General features: G+C 47.5%; 20 protein-coding genes, 1 tRNA gene, 1 riboswitch and 1 other annotated feature. Of the genes, 20 read left to right on the forward strand and 1 reads right to left on the reverse strand.

What is annotated here, in order from left to right:
* Nucleotides 1-27: 27 nt before the first annotated feature.
* Nucleotides 28-207, forward strand: a riboswitch (Lysine riboswitch).
* Nucleotides 208-352: 145 nt separating this feature from the next.
* A complete protein-coding gene (locus ACQCVH_RS01160) occupies nucleotides 353-1585 on the forward strand; it encodes an aspartate kinase (protein WP_426834095.1) in 1233 nt (410 codons plus the stop codon).
* A 137-nt stretch (nucleotides 1586-1722) separates the two neighbouring features.
* On the opposite strand, the gene ACQCVH_RS01165 is transcribed toward ACQCVH_RS01160, so the two are convergent.
* Nucleotides 1723-2172 carry a YslB family protein gene (locus tag ACQCVH_RS01165; RefSeq protein ID WP_426834430.1) on the reverse strand — a complete coding sequence of 150 codons (450 nt, stop codon included), beginning with the start codon at nucleotides 2170-2172 and terminating at the stop codon, nucleotides 1723-1725.
* A gap of 394 nt (nucleotides 2173-2566) precedes the next feature.
* Between ACQCVH_RS01165 and ACQCVH_RS01170 the strand changes: the two genes are divergently transcribed.
* The 19 genes from ACQCVH_RS01170 to leuB all read left to right on the forward strand — a co-directional run bounded on the left by ACQCVH_RS01170 (nucleotide 2567) and on the right by leuB (nucleotide 22783).
* Nucleotides 2567-3175: a succinate dehydrogenase cytochrome b558 subunit gene (locus ACQCVH_RS01170; RefSeq protein WP_257991991.1), complete on the forward strand. Its 609-nt coding sequence runs from the start codon at nucleotides 2567-2569 to the stop codon at nucleotides 3173-3175.
* Between the two features lie 138 nt (nucleotides 3176-3313).
* Complete coding sequence (sdhA, locus tag ACQCVH_RS01175; protein WP_224898551.1) at nucleotides 3314-5074, forward strand: succinate dehydrogenase flavoprotein subunit; 1761 nt, start codon at nucleotides 3314-3316, stop codon at nucleotides 5072-5074.
* Between the two features lie 3 nt (nucleotides 5075-5077).
* Nucleotides 5078-5839: a succinate dehydrogenase iron-sulfur subunit gene (gene sdhB / locus ACQCVH_RS01180; RefSeq protein WP_009796030.1), complete on the forward strand. Its 762-nt coding sequence runs from the start codon at nucleotides 5078-5080 to the stop codon at nucleotides 5837-5839.
* A gap of 122 nt (nucleotides 5840-5961) precedes the next feature.
* On the forward strand, nucleotides 5962-6426 hold the full coding sequence (locus ACQCVH_RS01185; protein WP_426834096.1) for an acyl-CoA thioesterase: 465 nt from the start codon (nucleotides 5962-5964) through the stop codon (nucleotides 6424-6426).
* A gap of 260 nt (nucleotides 6427-6686) precedes the next feature.
* A complete protein-coding gene (gerE, locus tag ACQCVH_RS01190; protein WP_009796032.1) occupies nucleotides 6687-6911 on the forward strand; it encodes a spore germination transcription factor GerE in 225 nt (74 codons plus the stop codon).
* 228 nt (nucleotides 6912-7139) lie between these two features.
* Nucleotides 7140-7601, forward strand: coding sequence for a MarR family winged helix-turn-helix transcriptional regulator (locus tag ACQCVH_RS01195; RefSeq protein ID WP_426834097.1), 462 nt, complete (start codon nucleotides 7140-7142; stop codon nucleotides 7599-7601).
* Between the two features lie 10 nt (nucleotides 7602-7611).
* On the forward strand, nucleotides 7612-8412 hold the full coding sequence (racE, locus tag ACQCVH_RS01200) for a glutamate racemase (protein WP_426834098.1): 801 nt from the start codon (nucleotides 7612-7614) through the stop codon (nucleotides 8410-8412).
* Nucleotides 8413-8522: 110 nt separating this feature from the next.
* Complete coding sequence (recQ, locus tag ACQCVH_RS01205) at nucleotides 8523-10682, forward strand: DNA helicase RecQ (RefSeq protein WP_426834099.1); 2160 nt, start codon at nucleotides 8523-8525, stop codon at nucleotides 10680-10682.
* A gap of 447 nt (nucleotides 10683-11129) precedes the next feature.
* Nucleotides 11130-12200 carry a GerMN domain-containing protein gene (locus tag ACQCVH_RS01210; protein ID WP_426834100.1) on the forward strand — a complete coding sequence of 357 codons (1071 nt, stop codon included), beginning with the start codon at nucleotides 11130-11132 and terminating at the stop codon, nucleotides 12198-12200.
* Between the two features lie 118 nt (nucleotides 12201-12318).
* A complete protein-coding gene (gene rph, locus ACQCVH_RS01215) occupies nucleotides 12319-13062 on the forward strand; it encodes a ribonuclease PH (protein ID WP_426834101.1) in 744 nt (247 codons plus the stop codon).
* Between the two features lie 19 nt (nucleotides 13063-13081).
* Nucleotides 13082-13696, forward strand: a complete 615-nt coding sequence (locus tag ACQCVH_RS01220) for an XTP/dITP diphosphatase (RefSeq protein WP_426834102.1) — start codon at nucleotides 13082-13084, stop codon at nucleotides 13694-13696.
* Nucleotides 13689-14213, forward strand: a complete 525-nt coding sequence (locus tag ACQCVH_RS01225; protein WP_426834103.1) for a metallophosphoesterase — start codon at nucleotides 13689-13691, stop codon at nucleotides 14211-14213. Before ACQCVH_RS01220 ends, ACQCVH_RS01225 begins: the two co-directional genes overlap by 8 nt.
* A gap of 163 nt (nucleotides 14214-14376) precedes the next feature.
* A tRNA-Arg gene (locus ACQCVH_RS01230) sits at nucleotides 14377-14453 on the forward strand.
* Nucleotides 14454-15571: 1118 nt separating this feature from the next.
* Nucleotides 15572-16477, forward strand: a complete 906-nt coding sequence (ilvE, locus tag ACQCVH_RS01235) for a branched-chain-amino-acid transaminase (protein ID WP_426834104.1) — start codon at nucleotides 15572-15574, stop codon at nucleotides 16475-16477.
* A 19-nt stretch (nucleotides 16478-16496) separates the two neighbouring features.
* Nucleotides 16497-16751 (forward strand) — a binding site (T-box leader).
* An 80-nt stretch (nucleotides 16752-16831) separates the two neighbouring features.
* On the forward strand, nucleotides 16832-18547 hold the full coding sequence (gene ilvB, locus ACQCVH_RS01240) for an acetolactate synthase large subunit (RefSeq protein WP_426834105.1): 1716 nt from the start codon (nucleotides 16832-16834) through the stop codon (nucleotides 18545-18547).
* Nucleotides 18544-19062, forward strand: coding sequence for an acetolactate synthase small subunit (gene ilvN, locus ACQCVH_RS01245; RefSeq protein WP_022544246.1), 519 nt, complete (start codon nucleotides 18544-18546; stop codon nucleotides 19060-19062). The genes ilvB and ilvN overlap by 4 nt, the downstream gene beginning before the upstream one ends.
* A 46-nt stretch (nucleotides 19063-19108) precedes the next feature.
* Nucleotides 19109-20131, forward strand: a complete 1023-nt coding sequence (gene ilvC / locus ACQCVH_RS01250) for a ketol-acid reductoisomerase (protein WP_426834106.1) — start codon at nucleotides 19109-19111, stop codon at nucleotides 20129-20131.
* On the forward strand, nucleotides 20118-21650 hold the full coding sequence (locus ACQCVH_RS01255) for a 2-isopropylmalate synthase (protein WP_426834107.1): 1533 nt from the start codon (nucleotides 20118-20120) through the stop codon (nucleotides 21648-21650). The genes ilvC and ACQCVH_RS01255 overlap by 14 nt, the downstream gene beginning before the upstream one ends.
* A 23-nt stretch (nucleotides 21651-21673) precedes the next feature.
* Nucleotides 21674-22783: a 3-isopropylmalate dehydrogenase gene (gene leuB, locus ACQCVH_RS01260; RefSeq protein ID WP_426834108.1), complete on the forward strand. Its 1110-nt coding sequence runs from the start codon at nucleotides 21674-21676 to the stop codon at nucleotides 22781-22783.
* Nucleotides 22784-22849: the final 66 nt, after the last annotated feature.

Here is a 22849-nt window from a genome sequence, read left to right on the forward strand (position 1 = left end):
TATAGCAATATCACTTTATAGCATTAAAGTGAAGGTAGAGGTGCAAACTTCATCAGTAAAAGCTTGGAGAAAGATGAGTTTCAATGAAAAGCTTTGAAAGGGAATGTTTGCCGAAGAAAAGGAAGTCTCATTTCTTTCTTTTCTGGTCCTGTATTGAATAAATACTGGATTGTCAAGACAGCGCCGTCTTGGAGAGCTATCTCACTGTGTGGGCATATTTTATATGTATTTTAAACACAGCAATGGGATGGTTATTCTCATTGCTTTTTTGTGTTCAAATAAGCAATGGATGACCTCTCTTTAAACGTCAGGCGGCCGGAAACACGATATCCAGATGAAAGAAGGAGAAACGATGGGATTAATTGTCCAGAAATTCGGAGGGACTTCTGTTGGCAGCACAGAAAGAATCATGAATGCAGCAGAGCGCGCAATTGAAGAAAAAGAGAGAGGCAATGACGTCGTTGTTGTGGTATCCGCAATGGGGAAAACGACTGACCAGCTTGTCGGCCTGGCTAAGGAAATTTCCGCTTCGCCGAGCAAGCGTGAAATGGATATGCTCCTGACAACAGGGGAACAGGTGACAATCAGCCTCTTAAGCATGGCTTTGAACGAGAAAGGCTATGAAAGCATCTCCTTCACTGGATGGCAGGCAGGGATAGAGACTGAGCCTGTGCATGGGAATGCAAGGATTGTACATATAGATCCCCAGAAAATCCAAAATCAGCTTAATCAAGGAAGAATCGTCGTTGTTGCCGGCTTCCAGGGAGTAACAGAAGATGGGAGCATCTCTACTCTTGGACGCGGGGGCTCGGATACGACTGCAGTGGCGCTGGCAGCAGCACTCAAAGCGGATAAGTGTGATATTTATACAGATGTGACAGGCGTTTATACGACTGACCCGCGCTACGTAAAAGGAGCGAGGAAGCTGCAGTCTGTATCATATGACGAAATGCTTGAGCTTGCGAATCTTGGCGCCGGTGTGCTTCATCCAAGGGCAGTGGAATTTGCCAAGAACTATGAAGTGCCGCTTGAAGTCAGATCAAGCATTGAGAGGGAAAGAGGAACGATCATTGAGGAGGAGCCAACAATGGAAGAAAATTTAGTTGTACGGGGAGTAGCATTTGAAAATGCGATCACCAAGGTAGCGATTCTGGGGCTGGAGGACAGCCTGAAGGGCCTGTCCACTGTCTTCACGACACTTGCTGCCCATCACATCAATGTGGATATCATTATTCAGAGCGTTTCTGAAGGGCAAACAGGAAGCCTGTCTTTCTCTATTAAAAATGATGACTTGGAAGAAACACTTAAGGTTCTGGAGAACAATCGGGATACTCTTAAATATGACCGGATTGAATCAGAATCAGGACTTGCAAAGGTTTCTATCGTCGGTTCGGGAATGGTGTCGAATCCTGGTGTGGCAGCAGAGATGTTTGAAGTGCTTTCTTCAAATGGAATTCAGGTCAAGATGGTCAGCACTTCTGAAATCAAGGTGTCGACGGTCATCAGTGACAGCTCTATGGTCAAAGCCGTGGAAGCCCTCCACGAAGCATTCGAACTGTCAGGCACACCTGCCAGAAGCCTTTAAATCAAAAAGATGGCAGATGCGCCTGGCTGGATGCATCCGGGAAGGATCTCCTCCCGGATGCGCGCGGCGCTTCGTGCCATCCTTTTTTTTACGCTGTTTCAGCTTTAAGCATGGGCTCATAGTACTGCCCTTATCTGTTATAGCGGGCTGATGCGGTCTTTTTTATCCCACTTTACTGTGAAAAGGACAAGGCCGCCCCTTTTTTTGGGGTGCTCAAAGGCTTCTGAGAGCAGTTCTTTTTGAAATTCCAGCTGCTGTGCGAGAAAACCGGCTTCGAGCTGGAAGGTGCAATCAGGATTTTCCTTAAAGCGCCTGGCGAACAATGGGCTCGAAAGCTGGAGCTCCATTTCGTTCCTTTTTTCTTCTTTTACAGCAAGGGTTCCCCAGCCGGCATTTTCAAAAAACTCAATGACTGCTTCCATCGATTCAAGCGGGTATTTCCTGGCCAGCCTTTTGCCGGACCAATAAAGTATTTCGGCTGCATCCTTGCCCAGCATATCGGAAAGAACGCCTTCCCTGATCAATTCATAGCCGAAAGCAGGGACGGTTTCCGGCCCGTGCTCAGCCTTTGTTTCTGCAGATGTCATAATGCTCAATCGTCTCCCCTCTTTCTATGATTCTATTATATACAATCCAGATTAAAATAAAGCACAGATTCAAGAAAAAACAGCTTCAGTCCTATAAGAAAAAAATGCTATTTCAATATATTCTCCTATACATAATGAATCATAGCCAGATAGGAGATTTTCGTTCTTTATATAATATCAATATATTTTAAAAATTTTATTTTTATCATATACTTTATGTATCCGTTTTCTTGACGCTCTATTCCGATGGGAGTAAAATGGACATGTCACTTAATTGTAAGAAAATGAATAATTAACATTTTCTCGATGGTGGAAAGGCCCTATTTTCCAGAAATAATATTTTCATAGAAAAAGCCTTTGCATCATTTCTTCAAAATTCAGGGGGGGTAAATCAATGGCAGGTAATCGGGAGTTTTTTAATCGCAGACTGCATTCATTACTTGGGGTCATTCCAGTTGGGCTGTTTCTTGTTCAGCACCTTGTAGTGAACCATTTTGCAACAGGAGGAGAAGAATCGTTTAACAAGGCAGCACACTTTATGGAACAGCTTCCATTCAGATATGTCTTAGAAACTGTAGTTATCTTCCTGCCTTTGCTGTTTCACGCGATCTATGGCCTTTATATTGCTTTTACTGCTAAGAATAATGCTAGCAGATTCGGATTTTTCCGCAACTGGATGTTCCTTCTCCAGCGAGTTTCCGGTGTAGTGACGCTTATTTTCATTACCTGGCACGTGTGGGAGACAAGAGTTGCTGCGGCTTTCGGAGCAGATGTTAACTTCCAGATGATGGAGAATATTTTGTCGAATCCGTTTATGTTCTGGTTCTACATTGTCGGCGTTATTTCTACAATATTCCACTTTGCAAACGGTTTGTGGTCTTTCGCAGTAAGCTGGGGTATCACCGTTACTCCTCGCTCACAGCTGATTTCCACTTATGTTACAATCGCAATTTTCATCGCCCTTTCCATTGTTGGAATCCGCGCAATCACGGCATTTGTTTAATAGATTCAGAGTTTTTGCACCGCGGGCCAAAATGTTTATGTGCTTAACAATAATGTAATTTTCAGCATAGCGCACGGGAAAATGCGCTTAGGCTTAGTTTGAAATAGAGCTGTACTAGTATTGAGGGAGTGAGCCATGATGAGTAAAGGAAAAGTAATCGTTGTCGGCGGCGGACTGGCCGGCTTGATGGCAACAATTAAAGTAGCAGAATCAGGGACTCCGGTTGAATTGTTTTCTCTTGTCCCGGTTAAACGTTCTCACTCTGTTTGTGCCCAGGGCGGTATTAATGGAGCGGTCAACACAAAGGGTGAAGGAGATTCACCTTGGGAGCATTTCGATGATACGGTTTACGGGGGAGATTTCCTAGCCAATCAGCCGCCTGTAAAGGCCATGACTGAAGCAGCGCCGGGGATCATCCATCTATTGGACCGCATGGGCGTCATGTTCAACCGTACACCGGAAGGACTGCTGGACTTCAGGCGCTTCGGCGGGACCCAGCATCACCGTACAGCATTTGCGGGCGCCACAACCGGCCAGCAGCTTTTGTACGCATTGGATGAGCAGGTGCGCCGCCACGAGGTTGCAGGCCTTGTTACAAAATACGAAGGCTGGGAGTTCCTCGGCTCTGTAGTCGATGATGAAGGCATTTGCCGCGGGGTAATTGCTCAAAATCTCACATCCATGGAGATTAAGTCCTTCTCAGGGGATGCCGTGATCATGGCAACTGGAGGCCCGGGCATCATCTTCGGTAAATCAACCAACTCTGTCATCAACACAGGGTCTGCTGCATCGATCGTCTATCAGCAGGGAGCTTATTATGCAAACGGTGAATTCATCCAGATCCACCCGACGGCCATCCCGGGGGATGACAAGCTGCGCCTGATGAGCGAATCGGCGCGCGGTGAGGGCGGCCGTGTATGGACTTATAAGGATGGAAAGCCATGGTATTTCCTGGAGGAGAAATATCCTGCCTACGGAAACCTGGTGCCGCGTGATATCGCAACACGTGAAATCTTCGATGTCTGCGTAAATCAGAAGCTTGGCATCAATGGCGAGAACATGGTTTATCTTGACCTATCCCATAAAGATCCTAAAGAGCTTGACATCAAGCTTGGCGGTATCATTGAAATCTATGAAAAATTCATGGGTGATGACCCTCGCAAAGTCCCTATGAAAATATTCCCTGCCGTACACTATTCAATGGGCGGACTGTGGGTAGATTATGATCAGATGACAAATATTCCAGGCTTATTTGCGGCAGGGGAATGCGATTATTCCCAGCATGGGGCAAACCGCCTCGGCGCCAACTCCCTTCTGTCTGCCATCTATGGCGGTATGGTTGCAGGCCCGAAAGCGCTCGAATATATCGCTGGCCTTGAAAAGAGTGCAGAAGATGTTTCTTCTTCCGTTTTCGACAGGTTTGTCAAACAGGAAGAAGAAAAATGGAGCAGCATCATGTCCCTTGATGGAACAGAGAATGCTTATGTTCTCCATAAAGAGCTGGGCGAATGGATGACAGATAATGTAACGGTTGTCCGCCATAATGATAAGCTATTGAAAACAGATGAGAAAATCGTAGAATTGCTTGAACGCTATAAAAATATCAATATCAATGACACAGCAAAATGGAGCAACCAGGGAGCTGTCTTCACACGCCAGCTTCAAAACATGCTGCAGCTTGCCAGGGTCATCACCATTGGTGCCTATAACCGGAATGAAAGCCGCGGGGCCCACTATAAACCGGAATTCCCTGACCGTAATGATGATGAGTTCCTGAAAACGACTATGGCTAAATTCGCAGGTCCTGACTCAGCTCCTCAATTCCATTATGAGGAAGTAGATACAGGCCTGATCAAGCCTCGTAAACGTGATTACACGAAGAAGAAAGGGGGAAAATAAACGATGTCTGAAAACAAAACAGTTACATTTCAAATCACCCGGCAGGACTCGCCTGATTCAGCCCCTTATCAAGAAGAGTTCAAACTGGCTTACCGCCCGAATATGAACGTTATCTCAGCGCTGATGGAAATCCGCCGCAATCCGGTAAATTCCAAAGGGGAGAGCACCACGCCGATCGCATGGGACATGAACTGTCTTGAAGAAGTATGCGGCGCCTGCTCAATGATCATCAACGGCAAGCCTCGCCAATCCTGTACAGCGCTTGTCGACAAGCTGGAGCAGCCGATCAGGCTTGAGCCGATGCGTACATTCCCTGTCGTCCGTGACCTTCAGGTAGACAGAAGCCGCATGTTCGACTCTCTGAAGAAGGTGAAAGCATGGATCCCGATTGACGGGACATACGACCTGGGACCTGGACCGCGCATGCCTGAGAAGAAGCGCCAATGGGCATATGAGCTGTCCAAGTGCATGACTTGCGGCGTCTGCCTTGAGGCCTGCCCGAATGTAAACAGCAAAGCCGATTTCATCGGCCCTGCCCCATTATCTCAGGTGCGCTTGTTCAACGCCCATCCGACTGGTGAAATGAATAAATCCGAACGCCTTGAGCAGATCATGGGCGATGGCGGACTGGCAAACTGCGGAAATTCCCAGAACTGCGTTCAGTCCTGCCCGAAAGGCATCCCTTTGACAACTTCAATCGCAGCATTGAACCGGGATACAACGATCCAGTCATTCAGAAGCTTCTTCGGAAGCGATCAGGCTTAATAGAACAGACCCCCTTTCACGCTGAAAGGGGGTTTTTATTCATTTAATGTTTTCAAACGGAGCGAAAGAAATTATAATAATATAAAACGACTGAATGTTCATTCATTATTGGAGGCAGCGTCATGAGTAAAATGAATTATGTTGATGACTTTGCGGCTTGGGAGGAAAGCTTTGAGTTTTCCCACCCTGTCAAGGTCCGTTTTTCAGAAACAGATATGTTTGGCCATTTGAATAACACAATTCCCTTTACGTATTTTGAGGAAGCAAGAATAGAATTCTTCAAGAGCATCGGCTTCATGCAGGAGTGGGTAAGGCCTGATAACGAAACGATTCCTGTTGTAGCCGATCTGCAGTGTGATTTCCTGAAGCAGGTATTTTTCGATGAAAGCCTGAACATCCATGTAAAAGCAGAAAGCATCGGGCGGTCTTCAGCAGATCTTCATTATATGGCAAAAAGGAAAGATGGGGCAGTCTGCTTTGCGGGCAGAGGGACAATCGTGCAAATATCCAGGAAAACGGGAAAAGGCGTACCCTGGACAGAGGAAATGAGAAATCTTCTTTCAGCTGGAAAGACCATCAACGCTTGAGCCCTGGCGCAGGTTCATTCACACCTGCTCCTATGGCTGCATATAATTGGGGGAGCAGGTGTATGGAGCATGAATCATAAATCATGTGGCTGTATGGCGCGGACCTCCAACTAAACAAGATAATAGCCCTTTTGGAAAAAATAATCTCTCCTTCCAGGAATTGCAGTCACTCCGCCAGTACAGATTACATATGATATGGTGACTAAATATATACCCATCCCGCGGTTCATAGCTGGCGAAGGCAAGGAGGGTTACAATACTTGAAGGAGAACGAATATACTCACAAGCCGTTACTCACCAAACGTGAAAGAGAAGTATTCGAGCTATTAGTTCAAGACAAGACAACGAAAGAAATCGCTGGTGAACTATTTATTAGCGAAAAAACGGTTCGCAACCATATTTCAAATGCTATGCAAAAGCTTGGCGTTAAGGGGCGTTCTCAAGCCGTTGTAGAGCTCCTTCGAATGGGAGAGCTAGAACTTTGATTATGGCCGGCAATCTTGGATAAGGTTGCCGGTTATTATATTGCAGAGGAGATATTTGCAGGACAGAGAGTGCCGGCAGAATGTTCAGCCTGCTGAATTGACGCATTTTCTTGCATTGCCTGGATTTCCATCTTGAAAATTGGATGAAAAAAGTAGACAATAAAGCAAAGAGCTGCAATCTTTCCGCCTGCATATAGACTGGAATTGCTTAAATGGGAGTTGTATGGGATGACGCATGGAAATAATAAAGACATAAAAGAAACGATTGATATTGTTGCAGATATCGAGAAAGACCTTCGCTACATATCCGGCATCATTAAGCAAAAAGGCCGGGAAATCTTAAGCAATTATACAATTACGCCCCCTCAGTTTGTTGCCCTGCAGTGGCTGCATGAGGAAGGGGACATGACAATCGGCGAGCTTTCTAATAAAATGTATTTAGCCTTCAGTACAACGACAGACCTTGTGGACAGAATGGAAAAGAATGAGCTCGTGCAGAGAGTGAAGGACCCGAATGACAGGCGGGTCGTCCGTATCCATCTGCTGCCGGAGGGAGAGCGGATCATCGAAGAGGTTATCGTCAAGAGGCAGATTTACTTGCGCGAGGTTCTCAAGAATTTCTCCAAGGAAGAAGTAACTGTACTGAAGAACAACTTAACGCAATTACACCAAGATATGCGCGAAAAATGAGGCGGTATGTTTGAAACAACCAATTGGGATCATAGATTCAGGGGTCGGCGGCCTGACAGTGGCAAAAGAAGTCATGAGGCAGCTGCCGAATGAGAATATCGTTTATTTGGGGGATACTGCACGGTGCCCCTACGGGCCGAGGACGGCTGAAGAAGTAAGGCGGTTTACATGGCAGATGACTGAGTTTTTATTGACTCAGGATATCAAAATGCTTGTGATTGCCTGCAACACGGCAACTGCGGTTGTGCTTGAGGAAATACAGGAAAAGCTCCCTATCCCTGTTCTTGGGGTCATTTATCCTGGGGCAAGGGCAGCTTTAAAGGTATCCAAAAGCAATAAGATCGGAATCATCGGCACGGTTGGTACGGTCAACAGCAAAGCCTATGAAAAGGCCCTTAAGCAAATCAACCGGAAGGTATGTGTGAAACCTTTGGCCTGCCCGAAATTTGTCCCGCTTGTGGAAAGCGGGGAATACGGGAGTGCGGTAGCCAAGAAAATTGTTGCTGAAACCTTGAAGCCTTTGAGGAACAAAGATCTTGATACATTGATCCTTGGGTGCACGCACTATCCGCTGCTTGAACCCTTGATAAAAAATGTCTTGGGGCCAGGTGTGAAAGTGATCAGCTCAGGTGAAGAAACCGCAAGGGAAGTCAGCACCATACTCGACTACAGAGGTTTGCTCAATCAAAGTGCGGACGAGCCTGTCCATAAATATTTTGCAACAGGATCCATAAGCATCTTTACGAAGATTGCGGGCCAATGGCTGCAAAGCCCCATTGACCATATTGAAAAAATAAAGCTGGAAGCATAGCCTCCTTTTTGGGGGCTTTTGCTGTTCAAATTTTTAAAAAGATAATAGTGAAATAAAGCATAAGGCTTCCGAAAATGGTACAATTCTAGTATCTCTTATAGAAAAAGGTGATGATATTGATAGAACAAGCGGAAAAGCTGCTCAAGCAATATTTCGGCTATTCCACCTTCCGTAATGGCCAAAAAGAAATCATTCAGAATGTCATAAATGGCCGCCATACTCTTGGCATCCTCCCGACAGGAGGAGGAAAATCCCTCTCATTTCAAATTCCCGCACTCGCGATGCCTGGCACCGCCATCGTCATTTCCCCGCTCATTTCTTTAATGAAGGACCAAGTAGACGCATTGCTTGCAGCAGGCGTGTCCGCCACTTTCATAAACAGCAGTCTCACTCAGCAGGAGCTGATGGAAAGGACCTCAGGGATCCGGAATGGAGAGTATAAGCTGGTTTATGCTGCGCCGGAGCGTTTTGATTCCACTGGATTCATTCATCTGCTGAATTCCATCGATATTTCGATGATTGTATTCGATGAAGCACATTGTATCTCCCAATGGGGCCACGATTTCAGGCCGAGCTACCGCTCCATTATTCCTGCGCTCGGGCAGTTGAACGGCAGGCCGATCCTTGTCGGGCTCACCGCAACTGCGACAGAGGATGTGGCCAATGATATCTGCGGGCTGCTGCAGATCAGGGACGAAGATATATTCATTACCGGGTTCGCGAGGGAAAACCTTGCTTTTAAAGTGGCCAAAGGCGTCAACAAGAGAGAATTCATTGCGAGCTATATCCGTAAGCATCAAGGGCAGCCGGGTATTATTTACACCTCGAGCCGCAAGGAAACAGATCAGCTGCAGCAATTTTTGCAGGGGAAAAACATCCCGGCTTCACGCTACCATGCCGGCATGAATGAGGAAGACAGGAAAACAGCCCAGAATGATTTTGTCCATGATCAGACAGACATCATGGTGGCCACCAATGCGTTCGGCATGGGGATCGATAAATCAAATGTCCGGTTTGTCATCCATTACAGCCTGCCGAAGAATATTGAGGCCTATTATCAGGAAGCCGGCAGGGCCGGGCGTGATGGGGAGGAGAGTGAGTGCATCCTTCTTTTCGCCCAGCAGGATATCCAGCTGCAGAAGTTTCTGATAGAGGAAACCGGCTTGGACAGCCGGAACAGGGAGCTTGAGTTCAGCAAGCTGAACCGGATGGTGAACTATTGCCATACAGAGCAATGCCTTCAATCATACATCATTGAGTACTTCGACCAGGGAAGCGATGAAAGCCGCTGCGGAAAATGCAGCAATTGCATTGATGACAGAGAGAAGATCGATATTACACTTGAAGCACAAATGATTTTCTCATGCATAAAACGCATGGGTGAGCGCTTCGGCGTGAGTCTGACAGCCCAGGTGCTGAAAGGTTCCAACAATAAAAGGATCCGCGATATGAAATTCAATGAATTGTCTACCTATGGATTGATGCGAAATCGTGCGGAAAAAGAAATTGCTGCTGTTATCAATTATCTGCTTGCCGAAGGCTTTCTCAGCCTGACAGACGGGAAATATCCGGTAATCATGCTGACATCAAGGGTCCAAGGGATTCTTAAGGGTCAGGAAACGATCATGATGCGCAAAACAAAGGCGATTGAACAGAAGCCCGAGGCTGAAGGGGACCATGATCTATTTGAGCGGCTGCGTTCACTGCGGAAGCAGGTGGCTGAACAGGGGAAAATCCCGCCATATGTTGTTTTCCCTGATAGCACATTGCGCGAAATGAGCAAGTACTACCCGGCTGATGGTGAATCTATGCTGCAGATCAAAGGCGTCGGCCAGATGAAATATGATAAATATGGCAGCATGTTCGCTGAGGAAATCAAATCATATATGCAGGAAAACAATATCGAACCGCCGTCTGCCCTTCCGCCGAAAGAGGAAAAACAGTTGGACAGGCTCAAGGCTGATGAGGAGCCAAGCTATATGATTTCCTATAATCACTATATGGAAGGGCTGGGCATAAAGGAGATTGCCAAGCAGCGCGGCTTTTCTCTAGTGACCGTCCAGAACCATGTCCTCAGGGCAGCGGCTGAGGGAAATCCTTTCAACTGGTCTGAGCTGTTTGATGAGGAACTGGAGCGGAAAGTCCTGAAGGCGCTTGATGAAAGCGGGGATACCAAACTCAAGCCCATTAAAGAGCTCCTCGGGGATGAAACCGACTATTTTACAATCAAAGCAGTACTGGTTAAGAATGAAGCAGCCGTCACTTCATGATAAGTATGCTTAAAACAAGCAGGCCTTTAGCGGGTCTGCTTTTTTGTGTTGAGCAGAAAGCGGTGAATGAGCTGTTTTAGAGATTTTTTATGAGCAGGCGCCCTCCGCATTTCGTTGTCCAGCTCCAGCGGCTAGAGCCTCGAGTCATAAGCCACCCAAGAATTAAAGGCAAAGAACGCCTTTTATTCTTGCGCGTCTTATGCTTGTCGGCTCTGGGCAAGCCGCTTCCGCATTTCAGTTTTGTCCAGCTCCAAAGCCTAGCTCCTCGAGTCTTAAGCCAAGCAGATCAGAAGGTAAAGAACAACCTTCCGCTCTGCTTGTCTTAAGCTTGTCGGAGCTGAACAAGGCTTTTCCGCTTTTCTTTGTCCAAATTTTCTTTTTCTAAAGGGTCTATTTTTCCGGAAGGCTCGTATATATGTAGTACAAACTGTTCTGGGAGGGATTTTAATGTCTATAAATAAAAAGACAACAATGGTTTCAGCCGTACTGGCTTCTTCTGTGCTTTTATCCGGATGCGGGCTGTTTGGGATCGGGGAAAAAGAAAAGATCGATCCTCCGAAAGAAGTCAGCTATACTGAAGATGGTGAAACGGCTGTTGAGGAAACGGCAGGAACTGAAACGGAGCAGGCTGGTGAAGAGGCAGAGGTTGCTGGGACTGTCCAGACAGAGTTATACCTGGTCGATAAAAACGGCTATGTCGTGCCGCAGACGCTTTCCCTGCCAAAAACCGATTCGGTCGCTAAGCAGGCACTTGAGTATCTTGTGCAGAATGGGCCTGTTACCGATATGCTGCCCAATGACTTCCGGGCCGTCCTTCCTGCAGATACAAAATTAAGCGTAAACGTGAAGGATAAGGTAGCAACCGTTGATTTCTCGAAGGAGTTCGGGGACTATCAGGCCGAGGATGAAGAAAAAATCCTTGAGTCTGTGACCTGGACGCTGACACAATTTGATTCGATCGAGAAAGTGAAGCTCCAGATGAATGGCCATGCACTGACAGAAATGCCTGTAAACGGGACGCCGATCAGCGAAACCCTGTCCAGGGCAAAGGGCATCAATATGGACACTTCCGATGCGGTGGATATCTCTAATACAAAATCCCTGACGGTCTATTACCTGGGCGGTGAAGAGGGCGCCTACTATTATGTACCGGTGACAAAGCGCATCAGCGCCCAGGAAGACAATCAGGTTGAAGCGGTAGTAAAGGAGCTCGTCAAGGGCCCGAGCTTTACTTCCAACCTGTTTACAGACTTCATGCCTGAGGTTGAGCTTCTAGGCGACCCTAAAATCGAAAACGGGCTGGCAACATTGGATTTCAATGAATCCGTTTATGGCAGCTTTGAAGAAAAAATCATCTCTCAGCACCTGCTTAATTCACTTGTACTGTCCCTGACTGAACAAAAGGGCATTGAAAGTGTAGCAGTCACTGTAAATGGTAAAGCCGATCTTGTGGTAGAAGGGAAAAAACTGACAGAACCGGTTACACGGCCTGAAAATGTGAATACAGGTAGTTTTTAAAAAAACTTTTTTGATATACTATATAATGACAAGGATAGAGGTTGGCAATTATTTGCCGCCTCTTCTTTATTGGATTCCGGTTACAGACAGCCGGAACAGGTTCTAAGGAGGAATGAATATGCGGAAAGACGGGCGTGAACAGCTGCAGTTAAGGCCGATACATATTGAAACGAATTATTTAATGCATCCGGAAGGCTCTGTACTGATCAGTGTAGGCAATACCAAGGTGATTTGCACAGCCAGCATTGATGAGCGGGTGCCCCCATTTATGAGAGGGGAAGGAAAAGGGTGGATTACTGCTGAATACAGCATGCTGCCGCGGGCAACAGAGCAAAGGAATATACGTGAAGCCGCAAAGGGGAAAATCACCGGGCGCACGATGGAAATACAGCGCTTGATCGGACGTGCATTAAGGGCAGTCGTTGACCTTGAGGCCCTTGGTGAAAGAACAATCTGGCTGGATTGCGATGTTATCCAGGCTGATGGCGGGACAAGGACAGCTTCCATCACAGGTGCATTTGTCGCAATGGCAATTGCTGTCGAAAAGCTGTATGCCAGCAAGAAGTTATCAAAATACCCGATTACGCAATTCCTTGCAGCTACAAGTGTGGGAATCCTCGAAAACAAGCAGGTAGTCCTTGACCTGAATTATGCCGAAGATTCCAAGGCGGAAGTTGATATGAATGTGGTCATGACAGGCAATGGCGAATTTGTGGAGCTCCAGGGGACAGGAGAAGAAGCAACATTTTCAGCGAGCCAGCTGACAGAGCTGTTAAAAGCGGCGGAAGAAGGCGTAGGCAGGCTGTTTGATATCCAAAAGCAAGTGCTTGGCGAAAAGATCAGCTCACAGATCGGAAAGTAAATCCAGGGAGATGAAAACTGTGCAGGAAGTTATTATTGCAACGAAAAATGCAGGGAAAGCGAAAGAATTCAGCCGGATGTTCAAGCCGCTGGGCTATGAAGTAAAAACCCTTCTCGACTTTCCTGAATTTGAGGATATTGAAGAAACTGGAAGCACATTTGAGGAAAATGCAGTCCTTAAAGCTGAGGCTGTCTCTAAAGCCTTTGGAAAAATCGTCATTGCGGATGATTCCGGCCTTATGATTGATGCCCTTGAGGGACGTCCGGGCATCTACTCGGCAAGGTACGCAGGAGAAACGAAAAGTGATGAAGCAAATATGCAAAAGGTGCTCGCAGAGCTTGAAGGTGTTCCGGAAGAAAAGAGGACAGCCAGATTTTATTGCGCCTTGGCTGTCTCGGTGCCAGGCAAGGAAGCTTATACAGTCTCCGGCACGTGTGAGGGCAGGATTCTGACTGATAAAAGGGGCAGCCATGGATTTGGCTATGATCCGATCTTCTTCGTGACTGAAAAAAATAAAAGCATGGCAGAACTCCCCCCTGAAGAAAAAAGCCAGATCAGCCACAGGGCCAAAGCCCTAGAAAAGCTGGAAAACAGTCTGGGTACCCTTTTTAAAGGTGATGGAGCCAATGGCTAAAATACTTATCGTAAGCGACAGCCATGGGCTGGAGGAGGAAGTTGCGCAGCTCGCTGAGAAGCATGGAAAAGATGCTGATCTTATGATTCACTGCGGGGATTCCGAGCTGCCTGCCGGACATCCGGCTATGTCGGGTTTTGCTGGAGTAAGGGGAAATTGCGATTATGATGATGCCTATCCTGATCAGCTTGCCAAAAACCTTGGAGGCTTGACGATTTTTGTTACCCATGGGCATCTGTACGGAGTGAAGAGCAGCCTTATGAAGCTGAAGTATAAAGGCGAGGAGGAAGGAGCAGATATCATCTGCTTCGGACATTCGCATGAGCTTGGGGCAGAAATGATTGACGGAAGGCTGTTTTTGAACCCGGGGAGCCTGAGGCTGCCGAGAGGGCGCTATGAAAGGACCTATCTCCTGCTGGAAATGGCAGGGAGGGAGATCCGTGTGGATATATATGACCTTGAAGCCGGAAAGCTTGAAAAGCTGTCACAGACTTTTCAGATTCCGGAAAGGGCATGAAATCCGTTTATTGTATGAGGGGGAAACCCCTCTTGCAATAAGCAGATGTATATTGCCGGAAAAAATGATGCCAGGTTTATTATATTTTTCCTGAAAAGCTGTTGACTTTCATTTATTTGTCTACTATAATAAAAAATGTCTTCGAGATAACTTATTAAATAATGTCCCAGTAGCTCAGCAGGATAGAGCAACGGCCTTCTAAGCCGTCGGTCGGGAGTTCGAATCTCTCCTGGGACGCCATTACTACATACACCTATATTACCGCTGTTTGATTTTTATCAAATAGCGGTTTTTTTGTCGTAAAGGAAATAATAAATCCTTGATCCGCGTCCAGCCCCTGCGCCTGGGTTCTCAGGGTTACAAGCATCTTTCCTATAAATAACTTCTTTTTTTCCAGTCATGCATCAATTAGACTTCTTACCATGCATGAGTCTCTGTTTTTCTTGCTGATCATGCATAGAATAAGCCTCTTACTGTGCATGACTCACTGCTTTTCTTGCTAGTCATGCATAGAATAAGCCTCTTGCTATACATGACTCACTGCTTTTCCTGCCGATCGTGCATAGATTAGGCCTCTTTGTATGCATGGCTCATCCCTTTTCCAGCCAATCATGCATCGATTAGGCTTCTTTGTATGCATGGCTCACTCCCTTTCATGCCGATCATGCATAGAATAAGCCTCTTGCTATACATGACTCACTGCTTTTTATGCCGATGACGTTTCTATGCCCCCAGGGAAGCTGTTCATTATGCTGAAAAATTGCCCTAGGACGGGGTCTGTTTTTTGTATTCAAGGCACTTACACTTTTGTTCTTCTTCGAAAACCTGTCTCTTTTCCGATTAAGGTTACAGAGTTTATAAAAGTACTCAGTACTGCAGCTAAATATTATACCTCCCGCCAAATGAAAGCGCTTCTTTGTATGTCAATAAACCTGACATGATTAACAGGTTTCTTCTATATTATATGCTCATTGAAAATGCGCCATTAAATCCTAAATGCTGCATCTTTATATTGAAAAAGCATTCATAAGAATATCTCCAGCACGGATCTTTCAATGATGGTAAAAAAGAGCGGGAAATCACGCGCGAGGGATTGAAAAATAAAATAAAAAATTTCTTGGCTGAATAAATTCATATATACAAGCAATGAAAGCGCATTCAATATATCTGATAAATCTAAATTATCAAATAATTCTTGAAAATGGTGTTGACTCCCAAAAAAAATGAGCGTAAGATAGTCCTCAAATAATAAAACAAACCGCTCCACACCGGAACTGAAAGCGTGGAACCTATATTTTTTTAACTTGTCATTTCAACCGTTTAAAGCGTGTATACATTAAATCGAAGAGGTGTTTTCCGTGTCTGAGCAATTGATATTTTTAAACGGGGAGTTTGTGACGAAAGAGAATGCAAAAATATCCGTTTATGACCATGGCTTCCTTTATGGAGACGGCATCTTTGAAGGGATCCGGGTATACAGCGGAAATATCTTCAGGATGAAGGAGCATATGGACCGGCTTTATCGTTCAGCCCAATCCATTTTACTGACAATGCCGTATACGGAGGAAGAGCTGACAGATATCATTGTTGCCACTGTCGAAAAGAATTCGTATGAAGATGCCTACATCCGGGTTGTTGTTTCCAGGGGAGTGGGCGACCTCGGGCTGGACCCTTACAATTGCAAAAAAGCAAATGTGGTAGTCATTGTCGAGCCCCTGAGCATCTTTCCGAAAGAATTGTATGAGACAGGGCTTGAGATTGTCACTGTAGCGACCAGAAGGAACAGGCCGGATGTATTAAGCCCTAAAGTTAAGTCGTTGAATTATTTGAACAATGTCCTGGTAAGGATTGAGGCCCGCCTGGCAAATGTCAGTGAAGCGCTCATGCTGAATGATCAGGGCTATGTGGCAGAGGGTTCGGCAGACAATGTGTTCATCATCAAGGATAAATGCTTTTACACGCCTCCGGGATACGTTGGGGCGCTTGAAGGGATTACCCGCAATGCAGTCATGGAAATTGCCAGGGAGCTTGGCTATGAAGTGAAGGAGGAGCCTTTCACAAGGCACGATGTTTATACGGCGGATGAGGTATTCCTTACAGGGACGGCAGCCGAGGTCATTGCAGTCGTGAAGGTGGACGGACGGACAATCGGTGAAGGCCATCCGGGGGCACATACAAAAGAGCTCCTGGTGAAGTTCCGGGAAAGAGTGGTTTCGGAAGGTGTTAAAGTAGCATCGAAGCATTTTGAACCCCATGTAAGCTGACAGCTAAAAACACTATATGTTAAAAGCGCGGATGAGGATAAGTAGTTTTGCGGATCAGGATTTACAGAGAGCCGGGCAGGCTGAGAGCCGGCACTCCTGCCGCATTATGAACTCCCCTCAGAGCGCCGGCCTGAAAGCTTGACGAGTAGGGCCGGCCGGGTGTGAGAGCACCCGTTATCAAAAAGGATGGCAGCTGCCATCCATAAGTGCACGCAAATTGCGTGAATCAGGGTGGTACCGTGGAACAGGCTGACAAAGCCTTTTCATCCCTTCGTCTGCTGATGCAGGCGTTCTTGGGGATGGGAAGGCTTTTTATATTGTTTTTTTCTTGAATCAAAAGGAGGTTATTTCAAAATGCTGCAGGAAGCTGCCTTTGCAGAAAACAAGACTGGCTTGAAGCCGGCGACCGGCGCGGAACTGCTATTGCAGGCGCTGGAGAAGGAACAGGTGGAAGTGATTTTTGGCTATCCGGGAGGGGCTGTCCTTCCGATATATGACAAAATCTATGATTCTGGCATACTTCATGTGCTTCCCAGGCATGAACAGGGAGGCATCCATGCTGCGGAAGGATATGCGAGGATTTCCGGCAAGCCTGGAGTTGTCATCGCCACTTCAGGGCCGGGGGCGACCAATATTGTAACAGGCCTTGCCGACGCGATGATGGATTCTTTGCCTCTTGTCGTCATTACCGGGCAGGTGGCAACAGGCGTCATCGGAACGGATGCCTTCCAGGAGGCTGACATCCTCGGGATTACCACCCCGATAACCAAGTATAACTATCAGGCAAGGAGCATAGCGGACATCCCGAGGATTGTGAAGGAGGCCTTTCATATTGCTTCCACGGGGAGGCCTGGTCCGGTATTGATCGATATTCCGAAGGATATTGCAGCAGGCGCTGAACAGCCTCCGGAGGAGACAGAAGTTTTTCTCCCAGGCTACCAGCCGACCTTAAAGCCAAACTATCTCCAGATCCGAAAGCTGACAGAGGCAGTGAGCCGTGCGAAAAGGCCGGTCATCCTGGCAGGGGCGGGCGTCCTCCATGCAAAGGCTTCCGGATTGCTTAAGGAATATGCCGAACAGCAGCAGCTTCCGGTCGTGCATACCCTTCTCGGACTTGGGGGCTTTCCTGCAGACCACAGCCTGTTTATCGGGATGGCCGGGATGCATGGGTGCTATGCAGCCAATATGGCTTTGCATGAATGCGATTTGCTCATCAATATCGGAGCGAGGTTTGATGACAGGCTCACAGGGAATCTTGCCTATTTTGCCCCTAAGGCAGAAGTAGCCCATGTTGATATCGATCCTGCCGAGATCGGCAAAAATGTCCCAACCCTAATTCCAGTTGTGGCTGATGCAAAAGAAGCTTTGAATCAGCTTGTGGGCCAGAAGGGGAAGCCTCCCGAACATGGTGAATGGATGGAAAAGCTTAGAAGCTGGAAGGAAGAATTTCCTTATTATTTTCACAAATCGGCTGAACTGAAGCCGCAGCGGGTCATGGAGCTCTTGTTTGAAAAGACGGCGGGAGAAGCGATTGTCACGACAGATGTCGGACAGCATCAAATGTGGGCAGCCCAATATTACCGCTTTAAGAAAGCTGGTAGATGGGTCACTTCAGGGGGGCTCGGCACGATGGGATTCGGAATGCCTGCGGCCATCGGGGCTCAGCTTGCTGCACCGGATTCCCTGGTCGTTTCAATTGTTGGCGATGGCGGCTTCCAGATGTCCGCACAGGAGCTGGGCCTGATCCGTGAGCTTAATCTCCCGGTAAAGATAGCGATCTTCAATAACAGGGCTCTTGGGATGGTAAGACAGTGGCAGGAAATCTTTTATGACTCACGGTTTTCGCACAGCAAAGCCCAGTATCAGCCTTCCTTTGTCAAGCTGGCGGAAGCCTATGACATCAAAGCTTATGAAATCCGTACGGAGGAAGAGGCCGAAAAGGTGCTGGATGAAGCACTCAAAAGCGATGAACCGGTGTTATTCGACTTCAGGATAGCTCCTGATGAAAATGTATTCCCGATGATCGCCCCGGGCAAAGGGCACCATGAGATGGAAGGTGTAAAACCATGAAACGAATCATCTGTTTAACCGTGATGAACAGGCCGGGGGTCCTCAATAGAATCACCAACCTGTTCTCAAAGCGCAACTTCAACATTGAAAGCATCTCGGTCGGGCACTCCGAGCAGGAGGGAATTTCCCGGATCACCTGCACGGTCCACGTGGACAATGAAGAGGCCGCAGAGCAGATTGCGAAACAGCTCAACAAACAGATTGATATTTTAAAAGTAAACGATATAAGCGGCCAGCAGATTGTCGCCAGGGAGCTTGCGCTCATAAAGGTGCTGTCCCTGCCGCAGGCGAGAAGTGAATTATATTCGCTGATTGAGCCATTCCGGGCTTCGGTGATAGATGTCGGCAAAGACAGCCTGGTTATCCAGATCACAGGCGAGTCGGAAAAAATAGAAGCCTTTATAGAGCTTGTAAAGCCGTATGGAATCAAGGAGATTGCCCGGACGGGGACAACAGCCTTTACAAGAGGAAGCCAGAGGAGCCAGGGGCAGCCGAAGAATTATTCAATTGTATAAAAATATTTTTTTATAAAAAATCCAAAAACGAGAGGGAGAATGAATCATGGCGAAAATGTACTATAACGGAGACGCAAATCCAGCTTATTTAAACGGAAAGAAGGTAGCGGTGATCGGGTATGGATCACAGGGCCATGCACATGCCCAGAACCTGAGGGACAGCGGTGCTGATGTAGTAATCGGGCTAAGAAAAGGAAGGTCATGGGATAAAGCATCAGAGGATGGGTTTCAGGTATTTTCTGTAGGAGAGTCTGTTGCACAAAGCGATATTGTCATGATCCTCCTGCCGGATGAGCTTCAGCCTAAAGTCTATAAGGAAGAAATTGAGCCGAATCTGACAAATCAGGCCCTGCTGTTTGCACACGGTTTCAATATCCATTTCCATCAGATTGTGGCGCCAAAGACTTGTGATGTCCTCCTGGTGGCTCCAAAGGGCCCTGGCCATCTTGTAAGAAGGACCTATCAGGAAGGAGCAGGGGTTCCGGCTTTATTTGCAGTCCATCAGGATGTAACGGGAGAAGCCCAGGAGCTTGCACTGGCTTATGCAAGAGCGATTGGGGCACTGAGGGCAGGAGCGCTTGAAACCACATTCAAGGAAGAAACAGAAACCGATTTATTCGGCGAACAGGCTGTACTGTGCGGTGGCCTGACATCACTTGTGAAAGCAGGTTTTGAAACATTGACTGAGGCAGGCTATCAGCCTGAGCTGGCATATTTCGAGTGTCTCCACGAGCTCAAGCTGATTGTAGACCTGATGTATGAAGGCGGCCTTGAAGGAATGCGCTACAGCATTTCCGATACGGCCCAATGGGGTGATTTTGTCAGCGGGCCTAGAGTAGTGGATGAAAGAGTGAAGCAGGAGATGAAAGCTGTTCTGAAGGATATCCAGGAAGGCAAGTTCGCGAAAGGCTGGATCCTGGAAAATCAGGCAAACCGTCCAGTCTTCAATAGTATCCTTGCAAGTGAAAATGAGCATCCGATTGAACAGGTCGGCAGGGAGCTGAGAAAAATGATGCCATTTGTGAATAAAGAGAAAAAGAAAGAAGTGGCTGTCAGTGCGAACCATTAACATTTTTGACACGACTTTGCGTGACGGGGAACAATCTGCAGGAGTCAACTTGAATCTATCTGAAAAGCTGGAAATCGCAAAGCAGCTCGAAAGGCTCAATGTCGATATTATAGAAGCCGGTTTTCCGGCAGCTTCAAAAGGCGATTTTACTTCTGTCCGGGAGATTGCCGGCCTAATCCGGAACTGCTCGGTTACAGGGCTTGCAAGATCGGTGATGTCAGATATTGATGCAGCCTGGGAGGCATTGAGAGAGGGGGAGGATCCGAGGCTTCATGTCTTCCTCGCTACCTCCCCCATCCACCGGCAGTACAAATTAAAGCAGTCAAAGGAGGAAGTCATTGAGACGGCGGTTTCTGCTGTAAAATATGCAGCCGGGAAATTCCCGCTCATTCAATGGTCGGCAGAGGATGCCTGCCGGACGGAGCTGCCCTTTCTGGCCCGCATCGTTGAGGAAGTCATCCAGGCCGGGGCCAGGGTTATTAATATACCGGATACGGTCGGATATATTTCGCCTGGAGAATATGGCAAGATTTTTCACTACTTAAGAGATAATGTCCCTTCCATAGATAAAGTCATTTTATCGGCTCACTGCCATGATGATCTTGGCATGGCGATTGCCAACTCCCTTGCAGCCATCGAAAATGGGGCTGGACAGATTGAAGGGACGATCAACGGCATCGGGGAACGGGCTGGGAATGCTGCGCTGGAAGAGCTTGCCGTCGCTCTGCACATACGGAAGGACCATTATCAGGCGGGGACCCGCCTCAAGCTGGAGGAAATCAGCAGAACAAGCAGTCTTGTCAGCAAGCTGACTGGTATGGCTGTCCCGGCGAATAAGGCAATTGTCGGCAGAAATGCTTTTGCGCATGAGTCGGGCATCCACCAGGATGGCGTGCTGAAAGAGAAGACCACTTATGAAATCATTTCACCTGAACTTGTCGGCTTCCACTCCAATTCCATGGTACTCGGAAAGCATTCTGGCAGGCATGCGTTCAAATCCCGCCTTGAAGAGCTGGGGCTGGCTGTTCCAGATGAGGAAATCAAGCCGCTGTTTGCTATTTTTAAAGACTTGGCAGACAGAAAGAAAGAGATGACAGATGATGATCTTGCAGCCATTGTCCTGGAGGAAAGGCTGTCGAAAGATCAGCAATTCTATGAACTGCTCCAGATTCAGGTCCAGTATGGGACCAATCAAGTGCCGACTGCGACGGTGACGCTGTCAGGCAGGGAGAATGAAGTCGTCCAGGAAGCAGCAACCGGGGCAGGGAGCATAGAAGCGCTTTACAACACGCTGGAGATATCAGTGAATGGTGCGGTGAACCTCCTGGATTACCGGATCCAGTCGGTCGGGGCCGGAAGAGATGCCCTTGCACAGGTGTTCGTCAAAATGAAATACAACGGCAGGGAAACGAGCGGGAGGGGGCTTGCGCAGGATGTCCTTGAAGCATCTGCGAAAGCATATCTGAACGCTGTAAACAGGGTCATCTATCTGGAGGAAAAGACGAAAGTGGCTTTATAAAACTTGCAACGGAGGGATTGGGCATGAAGAAACGGATCGCAGTGCTGCCGGGTGACGGCATCGGAAAAGAAGTGGCAGCAGGGGCAGTTGAAGTGATGCAGGCTGCAGGAGAACGATTTGGGCATACATTTGAATTCAGCTATGGAAAAATTGGCGGAACAGCAATTGATACCACCGGAGTGCCGCTGCCGGAAGAAACGGTCGAACTCTGTAAAAGCAGTGATGCCATTTTGCTTGGAGCTGTTGGCGGGCCGCGCTGGGAGAAGCTTCATCCAAGCCTCCGGCCGGAACGCGGCCTCCTGAAAATCCGCAAAGATCTGAATCTATATGCCAACCTCCGGCCCACCAGCTATTTTGCGAGTGTGGCAGATTCCTCGCCTTTAAGGAAGGAAGTCATCGAAGGTACCGACTTTTTAATGGTAAGGGAGCTGACCGGCGGACTCTACTTTGGAAAGCCGAGTGAAAGGACCGGGAATGGCAATGATGAATCTGCCGTGGACACTTTATTTTATAAAAAGGAAGAAGTGCAGAGAGTGGTAAGGCTGGCTTTTGAACTCGCCCGCGGAAGAAACGGAAAGGTTACGAGCGTAGATAAGGCGAATGTTCTTGAATCAAGCAGGATGTGGAGGGAAACGGCAGAAGAAATTGCAGCCCAATATCCCGATGTACAGCTCGAGCATATGCTTGTCGATAATGCGGCCATGCAGATCATTAAAAACCCAAAACAGTTTGATGTGATTGTCACTGAGAATATGTTTGGAGATATTTTAAGTGATGAAGCTTCTGTTCTGACTGGATCTCTGGGCATGCTCCCATCTGCAAGCCTGTCTGAAGGAGGGCCATACCTTTATGAGCCCATCCATGGATCGGCTCCGGACATCGAAGGCAGAGGCATCGCCAACCCGGTTGGAATGATTCTTTCCGCGGCCATGATGCTCCGCCTCTCTTTCGGGATGGAAGAAGAAGCTGCTGCAATCGAGAAGGCAGTCAGTGATGTACTCGAGTCAGGCATTCGCACAGCCGATCTGGCTTCAGGAGGGAAGGCAGCTTCTACCAATGTGATGATTGAGGAAATTAAAGCTGCCCTGCTGGATAATGAAGCCATCCTGCAGATTATGGGGGCATATGCCTGACAGTTCAGGATCTCGCGGCTGGTCTTCCAGCCGTGTACTTATTTATAAAAGATTCCGGGAGAAGGA

This window comes from Bacillus infantis, assembly GCF_050107595.1.
Taxonomy (GTDB): Bacteria; Bacillota; Bacilli; order Bacillales; family Cytobacillaceae; genus Bacillus_AB; species Bacillus_AB infantis_C.